Annotated in this window: 23 protein-coding genes and 1 riboswitch; of the genes, 8 read left to right on the forward strand and 15 right to left on the reverse strand. The window is 40.7% G+C overall.

What is annotated here, in order from left to right:
* Positions 1-51 precede the first annotated feature (51 nt).
* Together BW139_RS01515 and yaaA are read right to left on the reverse strand one after the other, a co-directional pair.
* Positions 52-972 (reverse strand): mechanosensitive ion channel family protein, encoded by a 921-nt coding sequence (locus BW139_RS01515; RefSeq protein WP_076918425.1) that lies wholly within the window; start codon positions 970-972, stop codon positions 52-54.
* A 105-nt stretch (positions 973-1077) separates the two neighbouring features.
* Positions 1078-1857: a peroxide stress protein YaaA gene (gene yaaA / locus BW139_RS01520; RefSeq protein ID WP_076918426.1), complete on the reverse strand. Its 780-nt coding sequence runs from the start codon at positions 1855-1857 to the stop codon at positions 1078-1080.
* 218 nt (positions 1858-2075) lie between these two features.
* Between yaaA and tal the strand changes: the two genes are divergently transcribed.
* Both tal and BW139_RS01530 read left to right on the forward strand, forming a co-directional pair.
* Positions 2076-3026 (forward strand): transaldolase, encoded by a 951-nt coding sequence (tal, locus tag BW139_RS01525; protein ID WP_008110647.1) that lies wholly within the window; start codon positions 2076-2078, stop codon positions 3024-3026.
* 226 nt (positions 3027-3252) lie between these two features.
* Positions 3253-3441, forward strand: coding sequence for a DUF3545 family protein (locus BW139_RS01530; protein WP_008110646.1), 189 nt, complete (start codon positions 3253-3255; stop codon positions 3439-3441).
* A 59-nt stretch (positions 3442-3500) separates the two neighbouring features.
* Here the strand turns inward: BW139_RS01530 and ung are convergent, their stop codons facing one another.
* The 8 genes from ung to BW139_RS01570 all read right to left on the reverse strand — a co-directional run bounded on the left by ung (position 3501) and on the right by BW139_RS01570 (position 11131).
* The gene (gene ung, locus BW139_RS01535) at positions 3501-4163 is read right to left on the reverse strand and encodes a uracil-DNA glycosylase (RefSeq protein ID WP_008467778.1); all 663 of its coding nucleotides are present in this window, start codon (positions 4161-4163) and stop codon (positions 3501-3503) included.
* Positions 4160-5008, reverse strand: coding sequence for a cobalamin-binding protein (locus BW139_RS01540; RefSeq protein WP_076918427.1), 849 nt, complete (start codon positions 5006-5008; stop codon positions 4160-4162). The genes ung and BW139_RS01540 overlap by 4 nt, the downstream gene beginning before the upstream one ends.
* Positions 5008-5607, reverse strand: a complete 600-nt coding sequence (gene cobO / locus BW139_RS01545; RefSeq protein ID WP_076918428.1) for a cob(I)yrinic acid a,c-diamide adenosyltransferase — start codon at positions 5605-5607, stop codon at positions 5008-5010. Before cobO ends, BW139_RS01540 begins: the two co-directional genes overlap by 1 nt.
* Positions 5600-7081, reverse strand: coding sequence for a cobyric acid synthase (locus BW139_RS01550; RefSeq protein ID WP_076918429.1), 1482 nt, complete (start codon positions 7079-7081; stop codon positions 5600-5602). The genes cobO and BW139_RS01550 overlap by 8 nt, the downstream gene beginning before the upstream one ends.
* A complete protein-coding gene (locus tag BW139_RS01555; protein WP_076918469.1) occupies positions 7081-8091 on the reverse strand; it encodes an iron ABC transporter permease in 1011 nt (336 codons plus the stop codon). Before BW139_RS01555 ends, BW139_RS01550 begins: the two co-directional genes overlap by 1 nt.
* Before the next feature lies 1 nt (position 8092).
* Positions 8093-8905: an ABC transporter ATP-binding protein gene (locus BW139_RS01560; protein WP_076918430.1), complete on the reverse strand. Its 813-nt coding sequence runs from the start codon at positions 8903-8905 to the stop codon at positions 8093-8095.
* Between the two features lie 73 nt (positions 8906-8978).
* Positions 8979-9109: riboswitch (cobalamin riboswitch) on the reverse strand.
* A gap of 57 nt (positions 9110-9166) precedes the next feature.
* Positions 9167-10096, reverse strand: coding sequence for a porin (locus tag BW139_RS01565; protein ID WP_076918431.1), 930 nt, complete (start codon positions 10094-10096; stop codon positions 9167-9169).
* Positions 10097-10261: 165 nt separating this feature from the next.
* A complete protein-coding gene (locus tag BW139_RS01570; protein WP_013465823.1) occupies positions 10262-11131 on the reverse strand; it encodes a LysR family transcriptional regulator in 870 nt (289 codons plus the stop codon).
* Positions 11132-11220: 89 nt separating this feature from the next.
* Between BW139_RS01570 and BW139_RS01575 the strand changes: the two genes are divergently transcribed.
* Positions 11221-11595: a DUF413 domain-containing protein gene (locus BW139_RS01575; RefSeq protein ID WP_008467764.1), complete on the forward strand. Its 375-nt coding sequence runs from the start codon at positions 11221-11223 to the stop codon at positions 11593-11595.
* A gap of 87 nt (positions 11596-11682) precedes the next feature.
* The gene (locus BW139_RS01580; RefSeq protein WP_076918470.1) at positions 11683-12915 is read left to right on the forward strand and encodes a response regulator; all 1233 of its coding nucleotides are present in this window, start codon (positions 11683-11685) and stop codon (positions 12913-12915) included.
* Between the two features lie 5 nt (positions 12916-12920).
* On the opposite strand, the gene rarD is transcribed toward BW139_RS01580, so the two are convergent.
* Both rarD and BW139_RS01590 read right to left on the reverse strand, forming a co-directional pair.
* The gene (gene rarD / locus BW139_RS01585) at positions 12921-13841 is read right to left on the reverse strand and encodes an EamA family transporter RarD (RefSeq protein ID WP_076918471.1); all 921 of its coding nucleotides are present in this window, start codon (positions 13839-13841) and stop codon (positions 12921-12923) included.
* A 51-nt stretch (positions 13842-13892) separates the two neighbouring features.
* Positions 13893-14348, reverse strand: coding sequence for a thioesterase family protein (locus BW139_RS01590; protein ID WP_076918432.1), 456 nt, complete (start codon positions 14346-14348; stop codon positions 13893-13895).
* 143 nt (positions 14349-14491) lie between these two features.
* Between BW139_RS01590 and recQ the strand changes: the two genes are divergently transcribed.
* The 4 genes from recQ to BW139_RS01610 all read left to right on the forward strand — a co-directional run bounded on the left by recQ (position 14492) and on the right by BW139_RS01610 (position 19106).
* Positions 14492-16315, forward strand: a complete 1824-nt coding sequence (gene recQ, locus BW139_RS01595) for a DNA helicase RecQ (RefSeq protein ID WP_008467757.1) — start codon at positions 14492-14494, stop codon at positions 16313-16315.
* 7 nt (positions 16316-16322) lie between these two features.
* Positions 16323-16607, forward strand: coding sequence for a DUF3630 family protein (locus BW139_RS01600; RefSeq protein WP_010391549.1), 285 nt, complete (start codon positions 16323-16325; stop codon positions 16605-16607).
* A gap of 140 nt (positions 16608-16747) precedes the next feature.
* Complete coding sequence (locus tag BW139_RS01605) at positions 16748-18466, forward strand: ShlB/FhaC/HecB family hemolysin secretion/activation protein (protein WP_076918433.1); 1719 nt, start codon at positions 16748-16750, stop codon at positions 18464-18466.
* A gap of 64 nt (positions 18467-18530) precedes the next feature.
* A complete protein-coding gene (locus tag BW139_RS01610; protein ID WP_076918434.1) occupies positions 18531-19106 on the forward strand; it encodes a mechanosensitive ion channel domain-containing protein in 576 nt (191 codons plus the stop codon).
* 67 nt (positions 19107-19173) lie between these two features.
* Here the strand turns inward: BW139_RS01610 and BW139_RS01615 are convergent, their stop codons facing one another.
* The 3 genes from BW139_RS01615 to BW139_RS01625 form a co-directional block, all read right to left on the reverse strand.
* A complete protein-coding gene (locus BW139_RS01615; protein ID WP_076918435.1) occupies positions 19174-20232 on the reverse strand; it encodes a succinylglutamate desuccinylase/aspartoacylase family protein in 1059 nt (352 codons plus the stop codon).
* Positions 20219-21124, reverse strand: a complete 906-nt coding sequence (rimK, locus tag BW139_RS01620) for a 30S ribosomal protein S6--L-glutamate ligase (RefSeq protein WP_008467750.1) — start codon at positions 21122-21124, stop codon at positions 20219-20221. The genes BW139_RS01615 and rimK overlap by 14 nt, the downstream gene beginning before the upstream one ends.
* 64 nt (positions 21125-21188) lie before the next feature.
* Positions 21189-21611, reverse strand: a complete 423-nt coding sequence (locus BW139_RS01625) for an ATP-dependent zinc protease (RefSeq protein ID WP_008467748.1) — start codon at positions 21609-21611, stop codon at positions 21189-21191.
* Between the last annotated feature and the right edge of the window lie 34 nt (positions 21612-21645).

The raw sequence follows: 21645 nt of genomic DNA on the forward strand, positions 1-21645 counted from the left end.
ATTTCCCAATCAATTTACTCAATCTAGTTTAATCTATTGTTGTCCTTGCTTTCACTTTTTAGCCGAGTGGTGGCTTATTTTTTCGCTTATCATGGCATCGAGCTTTTCACCGCCTTTAATACCAAAATCAAGGGTACGAATAGGAAACGGAATACTTATATCTGCCGCATCGAGCGCTTGCTTAACAGCCACAACCCCTTTGTGACGCACCGTCATAAAATCGGGCTCGCCAGGGTATTTAATCCAAAACCATACCAGTAAGTTTATACTGCTATCACCAAAGCCCTCTGCGTATACCGCGGTCTCATTTTTACGGATCACAAAGTCAAGTTGGTTAATTTTATCGACTATGACCTCACTGGCTTTCTCTATGTCATCGGCGTAAGAAATACCTACTGGTACTTCTATTCTTCTGACTCCTAAAGTGCTGTAATTACGCAGTACATTTCTAAATAGTATTTTATTAGGAACCAGTATCAACTGCCCGTAAAAGCTCTCTATTAGCGTGTTGCGCAAGTTAATTGAATGCACTGAACCAAATACATTATCGGTCTCGATAACATCACCCGCTTTGAACGGTTTGCGAATACCCATGGCAATACCCGCAATTAGGTTTTCGGTCATATCTTGAAAAGCAAAACCAATAGCGAGACCAACAATACCTGCACCCGCAAGCAATGACGTAACGGTACTTTTTAAACCCATAAAATCAAGGGCAATAAAGACCCCAACACTCAAAACAATAACTTTAAATATAGAGGCCATTAAGTCGGCAATTTGGGTAGAATCGAGGGAGCGACGCAATACTTTTTTCATTCCTTTGCCTGCTAGGCGGGCTATAAATGAAAATATAATCGCAATAATTACTGCAACGATAAAGTTTGGGATATGACTTATAACAACATCAAACCAGCCACCGAGCTTCTCTTCTATAAGTTTTTCGGCTTCTGTAATTGAGGGAATTGAGAGCATTTATCTTATACCTTAGTTTGGGTTAATAACCTAAGGTTTGCAAAAATAGCGCCAAAATAAAAAGCCATGCAATGCATGGCTTATTAAACACTTTAAAAAAGTGTGTTAGCTTTGCTCTTCGCGCAAAAATACCGGTTCAAGTTCTTTAGTGGTTGCCTCTGGGCTAAAGTAATAACCGGCTACGGTAAACTCTTTAAGCTGACTTAGTTGCGTGACTTGGTTTTCGATAATGTAACGTGCCATCATGCCGCGCGCTTTTTTAGCGTAAAAGCTAATCACTTTATATTGGCCATTTTTACAGTCTTTAAAGTGTGGGGTAATAATGTGTGCGTTAAGCGCTTTTTTATTTACCGCTTTAAAGTATTCGTTAGACGCTAAATTAACTAAGTATTGTGCATCTTGTGCCGCTAAAACGTCGTTAAGTTTATTAGCAATAATACTGCCCCAAAACTCATATAAGTTTTTACCGCGGCTGTTTTCAAGCTTTGTACCCATTTCTAGGCGGTAGGCTTGCATTAAATCAAGTGGTTTTAATAACCCGTATAAACCCGAGAGTATACGTAAATGATCTTGAGCATAATCAAGTTGCTTAGCCGTTAGGGTGTCGGCGTCTAAACCGCCGTATACATCGCCATTAAAGGCAAGCACCGCTTGTTTAGCGTTATCGGTAGTGAACGGTTGCGCCCACTCACTAAAACGCGCTGCGTTAAGGCCTGCGAGTTTATCGCTAATTTTCATTAAACTGCCAATTTGCGCAGGAGTTAGTTCACGGCATACTTTCATGAGCGCTTCGCTGTGCTCAAGTAATTCAGGTTGAGTGAACTTATCTGTTGCGGGTGGCGTGTCGTAATCAAGATTCTTTGCTGGTGAAATAACAGTGATCATAGTTAGCTATTGACTTGTAAATTATTTAATGTCAATTTCAACATTAAATGAAACGAAAAGCACGTTTTGTTTAAAATTATCCTACCTAAAACTCAACCGTTACCGTTTTTTTATTGATAAGGACATAAGACCTATCAAGCATTGTCACACTGTTGCAGTATAGCTATATTAAGGTAGTTTAGATTTTCTTTTAACTTGCTTGGAATGAGGAAAAGCAAATGACTAGCGCTCTACAAAGGCTTAAACAACATTCTTCTATCGTGGCCGACACGGGCGACATAGAAGCCATAAAAAAACATCAACCTGAAGATGCGACTACCAATCCATCGCTACTTTTAAAAGCGAGTGAGATTGAAGCTTACAAACCTTATCTAGATAAAGCATGGCAGTATGCAAAAGAAACCGAGCAGCAGCCTGCAAAACAGCTAGAGCTGGCTTGTGATTATTTTGCAGTATTACTTGGTAAAGAAATTAGTGAAATTGTACCGGGTTATATTTCTACTGAAGTTGATGCACGTTTATCATTTGATACCCAAGCAACAATTAATAAAGCACACACGCTATTGAGCCTTTACGAAAAAGAAGGCGTAAGCAAAGACAAGATTTTAATTAAAGTAGCGTCAACGTGGGAAGGCATTAAAGCCGCAGAACAGTTAGAAAAAGAAGGCACTAAGTGTAACTTAACGCTTTTATTTAGCGATGCCCAAGCGCGCGCCTGTGCTGATGCAAACGTATTTTTAATTTCGCCATTTGTTGGCCGAATTTTAGATTGGCACGTAGCAAACGGTATGGAAAAACCAACCGACCCGCTTCAAGACCCGGGTGTACAATCGGTGCGTAGTATTTTTGAGTTTTATAAGCGTCACGATTACAAAACTGTTGTTATGGGCGCAAGCTTTCGTAACACCGGTGAAATCATTGCCCTTACAGGCTGCGATAAGCTAACAATTAGCCCTAATCTTTTAGAAGAGCTAGGTAATTTAGAAGACGCACAAGAGTACTTACTAGAGAGCGATATTGCTAAAGAGCCAAAACCTGAGCCACTTAGCGAAGCACAGTTCCGTTGGTTACATAACCAAGACGCTATGGCGACTGAAAAACTAGCTGAAGGTATTCGCTCATTTGCAGATGCGCAAGAGCAACTAGAAGCACGCTTTAAAGCGATGTAACTAATCGCTGTTTAATGAGTTTAAAAACGTCGCTTTTAGCGGCGTTTTTTTATGTCTGCGATTTACTTTAAATACTCGACTTGTCCCCATTTACGTTCTTTTTGTATTGATCTTCATCAAAACACCACCCATCAGTAACAGTTTCGTCACATTTATATTCTATTTTATTAATAGCTGTGGTATAGATACTGCCGAGGTTCAAAAAGTGGTCAATAGGAGATAATCAATGGATAGCCTAAACGAAATAATAGAGATATTAGAAGGTTCTGATACATCGAAAAAAACCTCTCAAAAAAATAAAAAAAGAAAATGGCGCGAAATAGAAGCAATAAAAGATAAGCAACGTTTGCGCAAAGAACTACAGGAGCTCGACTATTTTGCTGATAGTATTGCTATTGATGAATTAGAGTTTTAATCAACAACAGCAACTAAAAAGGCTTTCATTTATGAAAGCCTTTTTTAATACCAATTACCCTATACTTGCCAATTAATGGGCTGTGCTCCTTGCGCTATTAACAGTTCATTGGTTTTTGAAAAGTGCTGACAGCCAAAAAATCCGCGATGCGCAGAAAGCGGTGAAGGGTGCGGCCCAGACAATACATGATGGCGCTGGCGATCAATGCTTTTACCTTTTTTTTGTGCATGTGCGCCCCACAAAATAAACACCACTCCTTGGCAATGCTCATTTATATGAGTAATTACGTTATCGGTAAATTGCTCCCAACCTAAATGTTTATGGGAATGGGCTTGCCCTTGCTCTACTGTTAGTACGGTATTAAGCAAAAACACACCTTGATCTGCCCAGCTTTGTAAATAGCCATGCTCTGGCGTAATAAAACCATTAATGTCAGTCACTAACTCTTTATAAATATTTTTAAGTGAAGGCGGGAGCTTTTTAACTTCAGGCAATACAGAAAAACACAAGCCATGCGCTTGCCCTTCTCCATGGTAAGGGTCTTGACCTAATATAACCACTTTAATGTCGCTAAGTGGAGTTGCATCAAATGCGCTAAACACCTGCGGTTCTGGTGGGTATACAGCAATGCCTTCAGCTCGTTTATTCGTAACATATTCAAGGGTTTGCTGCATATATGCTTGGCTAAGTTCATGGTTTAAAAAAGATGACCAGTTGCTCATAATTGACTCTTAATAAGTTTTCTAGATACCTCAACTTTGTCACACATTTGTGCTAATCCATCAAGCATTCTAGGAGAAAAACGATGTAATAAATCCGCGTTAACGCTAATAAATTGCTTATATTTAACCGCCGGAATTTCAGGCCATTGCTGCCAATTAACTGTAGGTATTACCCGTTTTGACTTTTCATTAGGGATAATAATAATTTGTGGCTTGGTGACTATTACGTTTTCAATGCTGATTTGTGGATAATCTGTGTCGCTGTCAGCAAATACATTGGTTACTTGGCAGGTTTCGATTAACTGATTTATCCAGGTATTTTTTGATACCGTCATCATAGGCTCAGGCCACAACTGATAAAACCCAGAAAGCGTGGTTTTATTTTGCTGCGTGGCTCTAATCGCGTTGAGCTTAACTGTAAATGCCTCTGCTACCTTTTTACTTTGCTCAATACGACCCGTTAATTGACCTAGTTTTAGTATTTCCTTCGCAACGCCTTCAATTGAGCGTGGATTACTTAAATGCAATTCAATCCCTAGTCGCTTTATTTGTGCTAAATCTTCTGCCTGATTACCGCTTTTCCACGCAATGACCATGTCAGGTTTTAGTATGAGTAACTTTTCGATAGAAATGCCATTATAGCCACCAATACGCTCAATTTTAGTCGCCTCTTGTGGGTAATCTGCGTAATCCAGCGTACCCACTATTAAATCACCAGCACCAATGGCATATAAATTTTCGACTATGTGTGGCGCTAGAGCCACAATACGAAGCGGCTTGTCGGCTAAGGCTTGGGGTGCACTAACGGCAAACAATATCAGCCCAACAACAATGCGTTTTAACATTAGTAATCAAAGCCCTTTAGTGCTTTTACGCCCGACTCAAATGCATGTTTTACATTTCGTACTTCACTTACCGTATCGGCCAGTTCAATTAAGGTACGGTGCGCAGCACGGCCAGTAATAATTACCGATTGCATTGCAGGTCGGTTGCTAATTGCAGCAACAACCTCATCGAGATCGACATAGCCATAAGTCACCATATAGGTGAGCTCATCAAGTAATACCACGTCGATACTGCTGTCGCTTAGCATCCTCTTTGACTCTTGCCATGTTGCTTGCGCTGCCGCAGTATCGGCCTCTTTATTTTGCGTATCCCAAGTAAAACCAGTGTTCATAACAGCAAATTCGACCCCTGCACCTTGCAGTAAATTACGTTCACCACATTCCCACGTACCTTTAATAAACTGACACACGGCCGCCTTTTTACCGTGACCAACACAACGTGCAACCACACCAAAACCAGAGGTTGATTTACCTTTGCCATTACCGGTAATAACCTGAAAAATACCTTTTTCTTGCTGTGCTGCTGCTACACGAGCATCAACCTGTTCTTTTACTTTTTGCTGGCGCTGTTGGTGCTTGTCGTTTGTTGATTCAGTCATTGTTATGTCCTTGGTAAATTTTAATAATTTGTTCAATATTTAAATGTGTTTGGCACATATCAGCGAGCCGTTCTAACTGGCGTTCGCGATGCTCATTAATGCTGATGGCATTAATGTCACTGTCTGGTTTTAGCCACTTTAATAGCAGCTCCGTAGTAGCTGCGTTGTCGAACAAGCCATGTAAATAAGTACCGGCAATGGCATTATCGTCACTAATAAAACCATCCGTAGTAAAGCCATTGGGGTGTTTATTAAAGTGAATAAGTGGTTTATTGAGCGCCTTACCTTTACTGATCCCAGCATGTATTTCATAACCCTGACAAGCAACCTGCTGCTGGTTTAAACTAATAGTGGCGTTTACTTGGCTTAGCACTTTTTGTTCACCTAATGTGGTATCAAAATCACTAAGTGCTAACCCAGCCATTTGCCCTAATGATGATTCCACCGCATTGGGGTCGCTAATAGTATTACCTAACATTTGCATACCGCCGCAAATACCCAGTACTTTGCCACCATAACGTAAGTGGCGTTTAATTTGCTGATCCCAGCCTTCATTTTTTAAAAATACCAAATCACTAAGTACATTTTTACTGCCAGGCATAATGATTAAGTCAACGGATGGAATCGCTTGAGTATGACGCACATAGTTTATATTTATATTTGGGTGCAATCGCAGTGCATCAAAATCAGTGTGGTTACTAATATGAGGCACCAGCAGTACCGCAATATTAATGCTGGCTTCGGTCACATTATTATCTATGGCAACGGCATCTTCGGCATCAAGAGCTAAATCGTGTAGGTAGGGTAACACCCCTAACACAGGTTTACCTGTGTACTCTTCAAGCCAATCTAACCCGCCTTGTAATAGGCTAATGTCACCACGAAAACGATTAATAACAAAGCCTTTTACCCGTGCTTGCTCTGACTCGCTTAATAGCGCCAAAGTTCCTACTAGGTGAGCAAACACGCCCCCTTTATCAATATCGGCAATAATAATAACCGGACAATCGACCTTTTCGGCGTAGCCCATATTGGCAATATCGTTTGCCCTTAGGTTAATTTCAGCTGGGCTACCAGCCCCTTCAACCAGCAATAAATCAAAGCGTTTAGCTAAACGATTATGTGAGGTTAATACCGCATCCATAGCCACTTTTTTATAGTCATGGTAAGAGTCGGCTTCCATATTGCTAATAACTTTGCCATGAATAATTACTTGTGCGCCGGTATCACTATTGGGTTTGAGTAATATGGGATTGAAGTCTATTTCAGGTGCTACTTTTGCTGCAACGGCTTGTAATGCTTGTGCTCTACCAATTTCACCGCCATCATGCGTTACGGCACTATTAAGCGCCATGTTTTGCGGTTTAAATGGCGCAACATTAACGCCTTGATTAGCAAACACTCTGCAAAGCGCTGCAACCAAGGTACTTTTACCCGCATCGGAAGTAGTGCCTTGTACCATTAATGTTTTCATTATTTACCCACCAGCTGGCGCTTACGAAAATACAATATACTTAAAAAGAATAGACTGCCAATAGCCGCCGTGATCACCCCGATTGGCAGCTCTTGGTTGCTTAATAGTGAACGAGCAAGCACATCGACCCATACCATAAATATGCCCCCGACTAATCCGGTCATTAATAACCCAACACGGCTACCTTGAGAGATAAAAAAGCGCACTATGTGCGGCACCATTAAGCCAACAAAGCCAATTCCGCCACAGTTAGCAACCAATACGGCCGTGATCAACGAGCTTAAAATAAGCATTAAAATTCTAAAGCGATGCACCCTAACACCAAGCGTTGTCGCGCTTTCATCGCCTAACAACATCGCATTAAGCTGGCGCCTAAAACCCAACATGATTATTGTACATACCATAATGACTAAGGCAGGTAACAGCAGCGACTGCCACTGTGCTCTAGCAAAACTACCTAAAGTCCAAAATAAAATAGCCGCGACTGCTTGTGGATCGCTCCAATAAAGTAACAAACTAGTAAAAGCACTAAATAAAAATGATAAGGCCACCCCTGCCAATAACATCGACTCAACTTGAGCGTTGCGCTGGCTACCTGCAATTAAAATTAATAACCCCATCGCCACTAAACTGCCGGTTAATGCCGCCCCAGATAGTGCAATACCCGCCCCAGCTCCTACCAAGGACATTAATATAACCACCCCTAATGAAGCACCAGACGAAATACCAAATAAATAAGGATCAGCTAAGGGATTACGGGTGACTGTTTGTAGTATTAAACCTGCAATCGCTAAGCCACTACCGGCTAAAAAAGCCAACAAAGTACGTGGCATTCTTAATTCAATAATAATGCGGCTGGTAAATGAAGCCTCGTTTGAAAAGGTTAAGCTTTGGTATACATCTGCGAGCGACGTAGGTACCGCACCAAAACTTAGTGCGATAAATAAACTCAATAGTGCGCATAATAGCGCAGCGATTAATGCAACGGCATGGTTAGAAAAGGCCGTCATATTATTGGTATCCATAATAATAAGTAATATGAGGAATAGCCTCACCTTTAATTGTTGCTTGAGGGTGAGTGCTCACTTGAGCACAAACACCAAACACCTCATCCAGCATCTGCTCGGTGACCACTTTATTTGGCTTACCTGCATCTACAATCTCTCCGCTTTTAATAACCACTAACTCATCGCACATGGCTGCGGCTAAATTTAAGTCATGAAATGACGCGAACACCGTAATACCTAAAGATTTAGCCAGCTCCATAAGTTGAATTTGATATTTCACATCAAGGTGACTGGTCGGTTCATCCATAATAAGAAGTTGTGGTTGCTGCACAATAGCGCGGGCAATAAAGGCTCGTTGCTTTTCACCGCCTGACAACGAATCAAATAGTTGAGTGCTATGAGATTCAAGCCCCACGTGACTAATAGCTTGAGCTATTTTTTGTTTATCCGCCTGAGTCGTCGTACTAAATAAAGTTTTATGTGGCGTAAGCCCTAACGCAACCACGTCGAATAACGAAAGGTTAAATTGCGACGGTGTTTCTTGTAGCACAACAGCAACCTGCTTAGCGTAGTCTTCGCTTTTTAGTTGCCAAATATCGGTATTATTAAATTTAACCTCGCCTGCTGATGGCTGATTAAATCGATATAAGCAACGTAGTAAACTCGATTTCCCCGCACCATTAGGACCAATTAAGCCAACAAACTTGCCACGCTCAATACTCACATTAATATGCTTAAGGATTAAGGTATTACCCACTCGCCAAGAGACATTATTTACGGTTAAAAGCGCTGTTTGTTTAGAGGTTTGAGTGTGCAAAAAATTATCCTAGGCAGGAAAAACCCACACTCAGTACAACAAGTACTAAAAAGAAAATGAGTTAACCCGCTCGTTATATGAAGTTTTAAGGCACTTGTATCTGACTTACAGTAAAACTGATCACAGTTACGGGAATAGTTGAGGAGTTTCACCTCATTCCAAATGCTTGGCTATTATGCGCAGATAAGTAAATAATTTAAAGCAAAAAAAACCGCACTCAACTGAGTGCGGTTAAAAGGGAGTGTTTTAACTAAGTATTAGTTAAAACTTATATTCCATACCTAAACCTAGGTAATCTTGGTCAACGTTGTTGTCCATATCAAAACTTGAGTAAAAGCCAAACACTTTAAGGTTTTTGTTTAGCTTATGATCAACACCCACTGTTACAGCGCTTTTATCATCGCTGCCATCAAAGTCCATTGCTTGGTATTGAACTTTAAAAGTGTTACTACCCATTAGGTAAGCTGCATTCACTAAATAGCCATCAGCTTCTGCGCTGCCGTCTACTTTTTCTTGTGTTTGGTACATAGCGCCAAGTCTAAAATCTTCAATTTTACCTTGTACTGTTGCACGTACTACATCGTAGCCGTTCACTTCGCTGTCAGCAGCAATAGCAGCATATACTGCGCTCTTTTTAAGGCCTGCATCACCGTAAGTTAACGCCACTGAGTAACCATTTTTAGCATCTACGTCGTCTTCTGCAATAAATGACGCTAATACTTTAAAGCCTTCATAGCTGTTTGAAGCGTAAGATACTGAGTTACCTAAACGGTTTTCACCTTTAAAGATATTTTTAATATCACCTTCAAGGTCGCTAAATAAGTCTACTTTACCTTGTGACTGTTTCAATGCTGTATCATTACGGCCTATTACAACTTGACCAAATCCGCCTTTAAAACCTACATATTGATTACGCGCTGAAATATTATCTTTATCGCCTTTTGAGTCAGCGTCAGACACATCAACCTGAAATTCAAACTTATAAACAGCTTCTAAACCGTCTGAAATTTTTTCAGACCCTTTAAGTCCGAAACGAGATGCATTACTTTTAATTTCAGTAAACGATCCTTCACCATCATCAGATGACTGAACGGTTACATTCGCTTTGCCGTAAATATCTACTTCTGCAAGCGCATTAAAAGATAAACCACTAAGTAAGGCTAAGCACAAGCTCGATTTTACAAATTTCATGTTATTTCCTCGATAATCACAATAGGCTAATTTTTAAAACAGCAGCAGTGTGTCACCACTAAATGACAAAAATATTACAAAAGACATATTTTTGTCTTTTTAAGTTAATAAAACTGCATTAATTATGAAATCAAAATAACATGTAACTAAAATACGGCCTGATCACTACTTACTTTGTTTCAATAAACTGGGTGTCATTTGCGACAACAAATTAACTAAGGTTTCAATTAACTCTTTCTGTTCGTTATCTCTATGATAGGCAACAAATACATCTCTTGAGGTATTTTCTACCCCTTTAACATGAAAAAGTTCGCCTTTTTCCAAATGATCTTTAACTAATACTTGTGGAATAAACGCACTACCACCGCATTGCAGTATTAAATCAAGCGCTATACGCCCAGTACTAGTTCTAAAATAAGGCGGTGTTTTACCGGTAAACTGACGCGCATGCCAAAGAGAAAACGTGGTTCCCCAATCAACATACACATATTGATTATCAAAGAAGTTATCACTGGTTGCCGTATCGTAACCACTCACCGGAATAATAGGCAGTTCACAAATACGTTCAACCACAAGTTCATCCACTTTTGGCGGATCAAACAAAATGGCTAAATCAAGCGTGCGTTCCAACAATAAGCGAGTACTTTCTTGTTGTGCTTTTACCTCCGCCACCAAAGATACACCAGGCATAGCCGATACAATATTTGTAATACCAAACTGTAAAAAAGCATCCCAAATATTAGGAGTCCCTGCTAAGCTGATTTGCTTATGCATATTATCTGCAAGTGCAACATCCACTTTGGCTCTTTGCATACCGGTTATAATCATTTGCGCATGCGGTAATAAGCGCTCACCAGGGGCCGTTAGTTGTATATTATTACGCTGGCGAATAAATAAATTCACGCCTAATCCCTGCTCTAATTGACGAATTCGAAAACTCACCGCAGACTGCGTTATGTATAGGTTTTCTGCCGCTTTACCAAAATGGCGAGTACGCACCACTTCGACAAATGTTTTTAATAAATCTATGTCCAATTTTTTATCCTCACGATAAAAATTTTTTGTTTAAAAAAATAGCAATTATGTCCCATACTCCAGCTAATAATTGGTATGAGGGTACAGCTATGAGCAATGATATTTCACTACTTCGTCAAGCATTTGTTAGTCAACGTCAGTTTTATGATGATCAAAACTTTCCACGCGGATTTAGCCGCAGCGGACATTTTACCCTGTTAGAGGCAAGTATTTTAGAACAGCACGGTGTTGTTTTAAAAAGTCTGTATAACAAAACAATTGAGCCACAAAACGAATATCAGCAACAATTTGTAAATGCGGTCAGTGGCATAATTGAGCCAAGTAACCCAATTGAGCGAGCATGGGTTAAATACTTAAAGTTAACAACCTGCAAAACAAAATTTCATACATTATTTGGTCGCTCAAAAATTTCAGGGCCAACACCAATCAGCCAAGATTATTATTCTGAGGCTGACAATTTATAAGTCATTACAATAGTTGCTTTTTGGCGTTTTAGCAGTTACAACTTGTATAAGCAAACACTTTTGCAAAATTTTAAACAGGGCTGTTACGTGACGCACAGAATACTTATTGTTGAAGACACACCCGCAATTGCGCGAGTGCAAAAGCATATCGCGCAAAAAGCGGGCTATGAGGTTGATATCGCTCAGTCGCTAGCTGAGACTAAAGAGCTAATAAGTGAGCACGCTTACTTTTGCGCGATCGTTGACTTTATATTGCCCGATGCCCCGCGAGGGGAAGCGGTTCCCTGCACGGTTGCAGCAGATATCCCCACCATAGTTATGACGGGCAATATTGATAAACAAACTCGCGACACCGTCGAAAAATACCCTATTATTGATTACATTATCAAAGGCAATAAACAAGCTTACGAATATTTAGAAAAGCAGCTTTACCGCCTACCTCGCAATAAACAGATAAAAGTACTGGTTGTTGATGATTCAGCGTCAACACGCCAATACATATGTAGTTTATTAACACGTCATAAATACCAAGTATTACAAGCAGCCGATGGCTTAGAGGCGCTCAAAGAGCTTGAAAACACGCCAGATATCGCTGTAATTATTACCGATAAAGAAATGCCTAACATGGGCGGTGTTGAGCTGTGCAATGAAATTAGGCGTATTTATAGTAATGACGAAAAAGCTATTATTGGAATTTCAGGTGCTACGTCGTCTAATTTATCTGCCTTATTTCTAAAAAATGGGGCAAATGATTATTTGTATAAACCTTTTAATAGTGAAGAGTTTTACTGCCGGTTAAGCCAAAACGTCGATATGCTAGAACACATAGCCACCATAAAGCGACAAGCCAATACCGACTATTTAACTAAACTTCCTAATCGTCGTTACTTTTTCGAAGAGGCTAATAAGTCGTTAAAGCAGTTAAAAAAGGCAGAAACACCAGCCATGTTAGCTATGCTTGATATTGATCATTTTAAAGCGATTAACGATACCTATGGCCATGATGCCGGCGATGAAGTGCTTAAAGGGCTTGCGGTGTGTTTTAATAAGTACTTCGAAAATCAATTGGTTGCCCGTTTAGGCGGAGAAGAATTTGCGGTGTTTTTTACTGAACTGACCGAACAAGAAGCACTAAAACGACTAGAAAGTTTTCGATTATTTATTGAGCTTAACAGCCATGAATTTAGCCAAGCAAACATCAAGTTCACGCTGTCGATAGGCTTCAGCAACAGTAAAACCTATCAGATTGACGAGTTATTAAAACAAGCCGACTTAAAGCTCTACAAAGCCAAAGAGTCGGGGCGTAATAAAGTGGTTTAGTTTAACTAAACCACACCTGAGGCGACAATGGCTGCTTTTCTACGTTTACGCGACTGATGGTATGAATCCCAACTAAAAATAGCCAGTGCACTCCAAATGCACGCAAAGGTAATTACCCGTTCAGCATCAAACACTTCACCGTAAAACACCACCGCTAAAATAAACATTAAGCTAGGGCCTATGTACTGAAAAAACCCAAGTGTTGTATATTGCAATCGCTTAGCCGCGCCAGTAAAACATAGCAATGGCAGCGTAGTCACTATGCCCGCACTCACTAACAATGTATTAGTTAGCCAATCATTCGCTGGTAAATTAGAGGTTTCGGTCGGCACCATTAACCACCAATAGGTCAGTGCAACTGGTAATAATATTAATGCCTCGATTAAAATCCCAGGCAAAGCATCAACCTGTAGCTTTTTACGTAATAAGCCATATAACGCGAAAGATGTCGCTAACGAAAAAGCCACCACTGGAAATGAGCCAAAGCTAATTAGCTGTAACAACACGCCCGTAAAAGCTAAGGCAACAGCAGCACCTTGCAACTTACGTAACCGCTCGTTTAAAAACACCATGCCAAGCAGTACGTTTAACAAAGGATTAATATAATAGCCTAAACTGGCATCTAGCATGTAGTTGTTATTAATGGCCCATATAAACAACCCCCAGTTAAATCCCAGTAAGGTAGAGGTAACAACTAACATTAAAATAAGTTTAGGTTGGATTAAAATGCGTTTAATTTTATCCCAGTAGCTCAGCACACTCACTACCACAATAAGAAACACCACTGACCAAATAACACGGTGCATTAAAATTTCAAATGCTGACACATGTTGGATCATCTTAAAATAAATAGGTGCTAGGCCCCACATAAAAAAAGCGAGGCAGGCAAAAATGGCGCCCTTTCGCTGCTCGGTATCAATCGACATAATAACCACTTGGTGATTTAAAAGGCCGTAAGTTTAACCCCCTCTCACTTTTTAGCCAACTAAATACGTGCCCGTTCCAAAAGCAATTTGTACTGACTGCTCGTTGTGCAACTCCATTCGGCACACGCATACTTTATTTCCTGAGCGAATCAGTTTAGCACTAGCAATAAACACCTCGCCTTTACCTGGGCGTAAATAGTCGGTGCGTAAATCTATGGTCCCCAGTGTGGCTAGCTTTTTATGTACACTGGGTAAATCTGCATCGTCTAGTTTTCCTATAACGCTGGCGGCAGCAAGCATTCCACCCACATTATCAAGTACTGCCGAAATAACCCCGCCATGGAGAATTTTTTGCGCGGGGTTGCCTATTAACACATCTTGCCAAGGAAAGGAGATTTTAGCTTGTTCAGTACTAAGCGACTCCACCGCTATTTTTAAAAACTGGTTAAAAGGCATATTATTTACAAACAACGCCCCAACTTGTTCAATCAACATTTCTTTATTCATTATTATTCTCTATGTTTTAAGGTGGTACGATGAGTAAAGCACAACTTTAAGCTGTTGTAACCTCCTCGATTATCATTACCTATGTTTACACCAAGTAATGAAAGCTAAAGACATCCTGACAAAAAACCACTAAAATAGCGCCGATGAACACACTAACTCCCTCTCCCAATACGCTGGTGCGTAAACCCGAAACTGTACTCAAACAAGTGTTTGGTTACAGTGAATTTCGCGACGGTCAAAGTGCAGTAATTGATGCTGCAATTAATGGCCAAGACTCGTTAGTATTATTGCCTACCGGTGGTGGCAAATCGGTGTGTTACCAAATACCCGCATTAGTATTAGAGGGGGTAACGATTGTTATCTCTCCGCTCATTTCTTTAATGCAAGATCAAGTAACTCAGTTACAAGCTCTAGGCGTCAAAGCCGCTTACATAAATAACAGCTTAGCCCGTGAAGAACAGCAGTTAGTCTATCAGCAGTTGCATCAGGGGCTTATAAAATTACTCTATGTTGCTCCTGAGAAAGTGCTGCAAAGAGAATTCTTAGAGCGGTTATCGCATTTAAATGTCAGCTTGTTTGCTATTGATGAAGCGCATTGTGTTTCTCATTGGGGACATGACTTTAGACCTCACTATTTTAGGCTAAATGAATTAAAACAACGTTTTACTCATGTACCTATGATGGCACTCACTGCCACCGCTGATAAAGCCACTCGCTTTGATATTGTTGAGCAACTAAAGCTACAGCAGCCTTATATTCACACCGGCAGCTTTGACCGCCCCAATATTCGTTACACCATAGAAGAAAAATTTAAACCTATGGTGCAATTACTGCGTTATTTAAAAGAGCAAAAAAATCAAAGCGGTATTATTTATTGCACCAGCCGCAAGCGGGTTGATGACATTGCTGAAAAACTTGCTGATGCAGGTCTCAATGCCGCGGCTTATCATGCAGGAATGAGTAACGAACAGCGCCAATTTGTGCAAACCGGGTTTGCCCGTGACGATATTCAAATTGTGGTTGCCACTGTTGCCTTTGGAATGGGAATTAACAAGCCTAACGTGCGTTTTGTACTGCATTACGACATTCCAAAAAGTATTGAAGCGTATTATCAAGAAACAGGTCGCGCTGGGCGTGATGGACTGGCTGCAGAAGCCATTATGTATTTTGACCCCGCAGATATAGGCCGGGTTAGACGCTTTTTTGAAGATATTGACGATGAGCAACGCCGGCGAGTAGAAGAACAACGTTTTAATGCCATGGCCAGTTTTGCCGAAGCGCAGACCTGCAGACGTCAAATATTATTAAACTACTTTAGTGAATACCAACGAGAGCCGTGCGGTAACTGTGATATTTGCTTAAATCCACCAAAAAGCTTTGATGGCACACTGGTTGCCCAACAAGCACTTTCGTGTGTCTATCGTGCACAGCAACGATTTGGTTTAGGTTACATCGTAGAGTTATTGCGCGGCGCTAATACCAGTCGCATTCGTGATAACAACCACCATGAACTCAGCACCTATGGCATAGGTAAAGATAAAAGCAGTGAGTTTTGGCTTAGTATTTTACGCCAACTTATTCACCAGGGGCTATTAAGCCAAGATATAACCCAGGGCGCATCTTTACGGCTAACTGAAGCTGCACGCGCTATTTTAAAAGGTGAATATGCGCTGCAATTGGCTGAACCACGCCTACAAGCTAAGCACGTTTATCAGGATAAATTAGCGCAGTTTAATTACGATAAAAAACTATTCGCTCGCCTACGTGCACTACGTAAAGAATTAGCCGATGCTGATGACGTGCCTCCTTATGTGGTATTTAACGATAAAACACTGGCCGAAATGGCGCAGCTTATGCCTACTAACGACAGTGAGTTTTTAAAAGTGTCGGGAGTTGGTTTTACTAAATTAAACAAATATGGCGGTGAGTTTTTAACCGCAATTCGACATTATCTAGCAACGCAATAAGCCCCTTATGACCGAACTTGAATACGATCACACACATCAATGTATTATTGTTAAACCAACAGAGCTGCCGCACGATGAAGACTTTGAATTGTGGGGAACGTTTTTTTTGCACAGCGATGAAATTAGCATTAGTGAATTTGCGGCTGGGGCTGATCGTCATCAACTGCGTTTTAACTATGCTAACCACACGTTTAATTTAAATTTTGAACATTACAGTCAAAGTGTATGGATTAACGGCGAAGGTCAAGATGCTGACAACCTATTGGCAGCGTTAACATTTTATTTAAGCTAAGGCCAACACCTATTTACCGCTAATACCTTATAATCGCTATAAAAAATAAACTAAATTGGCACTTTTACTTACATATTAATAACAATGATGTAAGCTAAGAGTAAGTGTTTTATTTTGCAAAATAGCGCTAAAGAGGGTCAATGCTAAATAGAAAATGGATTGCACGTAGTTGTTTTAGCCTTTCTATTTCGAGTATGTTTATGCTCAGCGTTTGCGCGCAAGAAACGCCACTAGCCCAAAGCTGCCCAAATGACGACTCATCACAAACTCATGAAATTAATTTGCGTCGCCAAATCGAGTCTCAAACCCCACCGCTTACAACAAATAGTAACGCTAAAATTGCCTCTATTAATCTTAAACAACTTAATGTTTTTAATACCGAACTTGAAGCTGAAAACAACGCACTATTTCGCTTTGCTAACCGTGCACATATACAAACTGAGCCTGAGGTTATTAAAAGCATTTTATTGTTTAAAGTGGGTGATACTTTTAATCAAAAAACGCTAGCGGAATCTGAGCGGCTACTGCGTAAACAAAACTATTTATATGACGCACAAATCATTGCCAACGAAAACTGCGATGGCGATGTTGATGTAACCGTGGTGACTCGCGATTTATGGACTTTATTACCAGAGCTTAGCTTTAGCCGCAGTGGCGGCGAAAATAAATCAAGTATTGGCTTTCGCGAGTCGAACTTATTTGGGTGGGGTAAACGACTATCGTTTGCCCGCAAAACCGACAGTGATCGTAATGGCTATTTATTTGTTTATGATGATCCAAATATCCTATCAAGTCGCTACAGAGGGCGTTTAGAGTATGCTGATAATAGTGACGGCAAGAGTCACTTAATTGAGCTAACTTACCCGTTTTACGCTATTGATACACCTTATAGTTATGGTGCACTGAGTTACTCGACCCAGCGAGAAGAAGCCCTCTACCTTAGGGGCGAAAAATTTAGTGAGTTTGAACAAACCTCCGATCTAAATCAGGTGTTTTTTGGTCACTCTAAAGCCCTTAGTCATAATTGGACACAGCGTTTAAGCCTTGGTTATATTGATGAGCAACAAACATTTAAAAGCATAGATGAAACCACAGTGCCGCTAGCTGAAAATAGGCAACTTAGTTACCCTTATGTAAGCGGCCATTGGTTTGAAGATAACTTTATAAAAGTGCGTAACTTTGACAGTATTTATCGTACCGAGGATTTAAACTTAGGTTGGAATATCAAAGCTACGTTGGGTTACTCTGATGAATCGATTAGTAATGACGATAGCCGCGCTATTTACTCGTTTAACTTTAACAAGGCACATTTTAGTGGCGATAATACGCTGTGGCGCTTTCACGCTGATATTCAAGGTTATTGGAATAAAGAACAAAAACAGCTTGAAAACTTAATCACCACCAGCCAAATTCAATATTATTTAAATACCAGTATTGATCAGTCTTGGTATGTAAAAGCTAGGCTGCAATACGCAAAAAATCTCACCAATGATAAACAGCTTACCCTAGGGGGAGAAACCGGTTTACGCGGTTACCCTATGGAGTTTCAACATGGGGATCGTAGTTTTTTAGTCAGCTTAGAAAAGCGCTACTATTGGGAATATGATTTACTACAGCTATTTAAAGTGGGTGGTGCAGCCTTTTTAGATGTAGGCCGCGCATGGTATAACAACGACACGAATACCCTGTATCAAGTTGAAAATACCCCTGTGCTTAAAAATGTGGGTTTAGGTTTACGCCTTGCGCCAAGTCGCGCCAATGCAGGTACCATGATCCACCTTGATATTGCTGCGCCACTAAATAAATACAACGATGTTGACTCGGTACAGTGGCTACTGAGCGTCAAAAATTCTTTTTAAATCACTACTGCGCACAAAGCTAAAACGTTAAACTGTGCGCCTATCATTATTGTGAGAATACGTTTTGGAATTAATCACTGTTTTAGAGCTTGTGGGCACACAATATAAATTAATCGTAACCATTATTGCCCTTTTAAGCTTTCCGTTGCTGTTAAAGCTAACTAAAAAATTACTCGAAAAAGCCATTCGAGGTAAAATCGATTTACACCGAAAATACCGTGCAGAGTTACTATTAAAAATAATACTCGCCTTTGTTATGTTGTGCTTAGTGTTGGTTTTTTGGGGAATAGAGCTGCGTGGTTTATTAGTATTAGGCTCTTCCTTATTTGCCATGTTAGGCGTTGCGCTGTTTGCCGCTTGGTCATTATTAAGTAACTTAACTGCTTTTTTACTCATGTTTATACAAAATGACTGTCGAGTTGGCTATTGGGTTAGAATTGTCGATGGTGCCAATGCCATTGAAGGACGCATTATTGAAATGGGACTGATGAACGTATTACTCGAACACGTTGATGGACATAGGGTAATTTACCCTAATAACTTATTTGTTACCCGCCCCGTGTTAGTACTCAATACAGAGCCAAAACCAACAAAAGCGCCTAAAATTAAACGAATTATTGGCCCAAAGCCACGTAATTAAATAACAATATAAAAAAGCCGCTTCAGCTAATAAACTTAAGCGGCTTTTTTAATTCTTACGGGTGAAGTTAATTATTTAGCTCAGCTGTTTTCAGTTCATCATCTAAATCGCTTATTTCACCAATAAAACTTTCAAGCTGTTGCTCTACCAAACTATTTGAATGGGCAAAGTAAGCAATATGAAATACGGCATCGCCTTCATTTACTAGTGGCATGGTTTGCTGACCAATAATAATACCGCTACGTGGGGCAAGCAGTTCAAGCTCAGAGTCGCCAAGCGGGCTACTTATATAAGCAAGCACTTGGCCTTTCATTACTCTTTCACCTAACGATACTTGCGCTCTTACTATGCCATCAACCTCAGCTCGCACCCAACTTGTTGAACCTGCAATAACTGGCTCAGGTAGCTTTTTAGGACGCTTACCACGCATCATTTTTAAATGACGCATAACATAATCAACCCCTTGTACTCCCGCTGCAATTGCAATCGGGTCAAAGCGCAACGCCTCACCGGCTTCGTAGGTAATAACGGGTATACCCAAATTGGCCGCTTCGCTTCGCAGTGAACCATTGCGCAACGATGCATTAATTACTGCTGGTGTGCCAAAGGCTTTAGCCATTTGCGCTGTTGCTTCATCGGCTAAATTAGCGCGTATTTGCGGTAAGTTAGTACGGTGAATCGCACCCGTATGCAAATCTATAATATGCGTACAGTGCACAGCAACTTGGTTAAAAAACATATACGCCATACGACCCGCTAACGAGCCGCGTTCAGACCCAGGAAAACTTCGGTTCATATCGCGGCGATCAGGCAAGTAACGCGACTTATGAATAAAACCAAACACATTCACAATCGGCACTGCGATAAGGGTTCCACGTAGCTGGTTAGGGTCGATTTTAGCCAGTAATTGGCGCACCACTTCAACTCCATTTAGCTCATCACCATGTATTGCGGCGCAAACCATCAGGACAGGGCCTTCCATTACACCATTGACCACTTCAATAGGGATATTAAGCGGAGAATGGGTATAAAGCTTTGCAGCTTCCAGCGCCAGTGTTTTTCGCTCACCAACGCCAATACTTTCACCTAATAAGGTAAAAGGACGGTTAATTTTAACCTTTGCCACGTGTTGCCGTTCCTTTCACTGAGGCTGTTTTTTCGATGAAATCAATCACCATACCCGCGATATCTTTACCTGTTGCCACTTCAATTCCCTCAAGGCCTGGTGATGAGTTTACTTCCATAACCAAAGGACCACGAGATGAGCGAAGTAGGTCAACGCCAGCAACGTTTAAGCCCATTGCTTTTGCCGCTGCAACCGCTGTTTTACGCTCTTCTGGAGTAATACGCACCAGTGTAGCACTACCACCACGGTGAAGATTAGAGCGGAACTCGCCTTCTTGCGCTTGGCGTTTCATCGCAGCAATTACTTTATCACCCAATACAAAACAACGAATGTCTGCACCGCCTGCTTCTTTAATGTACTCTTGCACCATGATATTGGCTTTTAAACCCATGAATGCCTCAATAACACTTTCAGCTGCTTTACGTGTTTCGGCCAATACCACACCAATACCTTGCGTGCCTTCAAGTAGCTTAATAACAACCGGTGCGCCGCCTACCATTTCTAATAAATCTTTTACGTCATCTGGCTTGCTGGCAAAGCCTGTAACCGGCATACCCACACCTTTACGTGATAGTAACTGCAAAGAACGTAATTTATCGCGAGAGCGAGAAATAGCCACAGATTCATTAACAGGGAACACCCCCATCATTTCAAATTGGCGTAATACAGCACAACCATAAAATGTAACCGATGCACCAATACGTGGCACGATAGCATCGAAATCTTTTAGGTTTTCACCACGATAATGAATTTCAGGTTGTTCTGAGTTTATGTTCATGTAAGAGCGTAACGCATCAATTACTTTCACTTCATGTCCGCGCGCCTCAGCAGCTTCGATTAGACGACGCGTTGAATATAATTTTTTGTTACGAGATAAAATACCAATTTTCATCATTAAAGCCTTAACTAAATGATGTTAAGCATGACGTTAACACTTAACGCTGCTCAACGAATTCTTATAATAAATGTGATAAAGCCGGATCAACGACTATACGATTTTCCATTGCTGTGCGCCCTAACAACATTCTAAACTTCATTGACGCACGACTTGTTAATGTTATTTCTATTGGCCAGCTATATTCGCCTGCATGTAATGTGGTCTCAATAAAATAACGTAATTCTCTCTGGCCACTAGAGCTGGTGACGTACTTCATCTTTTTAACTTTGGCATTGCAGGTAATTTGCGTTTGCTCGTCTTCTTGCAATGGTTGGGCTGTAAATTTAACCCATTTTTCGCCATCTACTTCGTACTCTTCAATATTAATTGCATGAATACAGGAAGTACGCGCACCAGTATCTATTTTTGCTTTAATTTGCTCGATGCCTAGCTCGGGTAAACTTAACCACTCACGCCAACCAACTGTTATTTTTGTCGTCATAAATGTGCCCTTAGTAAAAAAAGTGTTTTATACG

The sequence above is a fragment of the Pseudoalteromonas sp. SK18 genome, assembly GCF_001974855.1.
Classification (GTDB): domain Bacteria; phylum Pseudomonadota; class Gammaproteobacteria; order Enterobacterales; family Alteromonadaceae; genus Pseudoalteromonas.

Coding starts and splice junctions, on each gene's coding strand:
- BW139_RS01515 (WP_076918425.1), bottom strand. CDS start 972: ATGCTCTCAATTCCCTCAATTACAGAAGCCGAAAAACTTATAGAAGAG.
- yaaA (WP_076918426.1), bottom strand. CDS start 1,857: ATGATCACTGTTATTTCACCAGCAAAGAATCTTGATTACGACACGCCA.
- tal (WP_008110647.1), top strand. CDS start 2,076: ATGACTAGCGCTCTACAAAGGCTTAAACAACATTCTTCTATCGTGGCC.
- BW139_RS01530 (WP_008110646.1), top strand. CDS start 3,253: ATGGATAGCCTAAACGAAATAATAGAGATATTAGAAGGTTCTGATACA.
- ung (WP_008467778.1), bottom strand. CDS start 4,163: ATGAGCAACTGGTCATCTTTTTTAAACCATGAACTTAGCCAAGCATAT.
- BW139_RS01540 (WP_076918427.1), bottom strand. CDS start 5,008: ATGTTAAAACGCATTGTTGTTGGGCTGATATTGTTTGCCGTTAGTGCA.
- cobO (WP_076918428.1), bottom strand. CDS start 5,607: ATGACTGAATCAACAAACGACAAGCACCAACAGCGCCAGCAAAAAGTA.
- BW139_RS01550 (WP_076918429.1), bottom strand. CDS start 7,081: ATGAAAACATTAATGGTACAAGGCACTACTTCCGATGCGGGTAAAAGT.
- BW139_RS01555 (WP_076918469.1), bottom strand. CDS start 8,091: ATGACGGCCTTTTCTAACCATGCCGTTGCATTAATCGCTGCGCTATTA.
- BW139_RS01565 (WP_076918431.1), bottom strand. CDS start 10,096: ATGAAATTTGTAAAATCGAGCTTGTGCTTAGCCTTACTTAGTGGTTTA.
- BW139_RS01575 (WP_008467764.1), top strand. CDS start 11,221: ATGAGCAATGATATTTCACTACTTCGTCAAGCATTTGTTAGTCAACGT.
- rarD (WP_076918471.1), bottom strand. CDS start 13,841: ATGTCGATTGATACCGAGCAGCGAAAGGGCGCCATTTTTGCCTGCCTC.
- BW139_RS01590 (WP_076918432.1), bottom strand. CDS start 14,348: ATGAATAAAGAAATGTTGATTGAACAAGTTGGGGCGTTGTTTGTAAAT.
- recQ (WP_008467757.1), top strand. CDS start 14,492: ATGAACACACTAACTCCCTCTCCCAATACGCTGGTGCGTAAACCCGAA.
- BW139_RS01600 (WP_010391549.1), top strand. CDS start 16,323: ATGACCGAACTTGAATACGATCACACACATCAATGTATTATTGTTAAA.
- BW139_RS01605 (WP_076918433.1), top strand. CDS start 16,748: ATGCTAAATAGAAAATGGATTGCACGTAGTTGTTTTAGCCTTTCTATT.
- rimK (WP_008467750.1), bottom strand. CDS start 21,124: ATGAAAATTGGTATTTTATCTCGTAACAAAAAATTATATTCAACGCGT.
- BW139_RS01625 (WP_008467748.1), bottom strand. CDS start 21,611: ATGACGACAAAAATAACAGTTGGTTGGCGTGAGTGGTTAAGTTTACCC.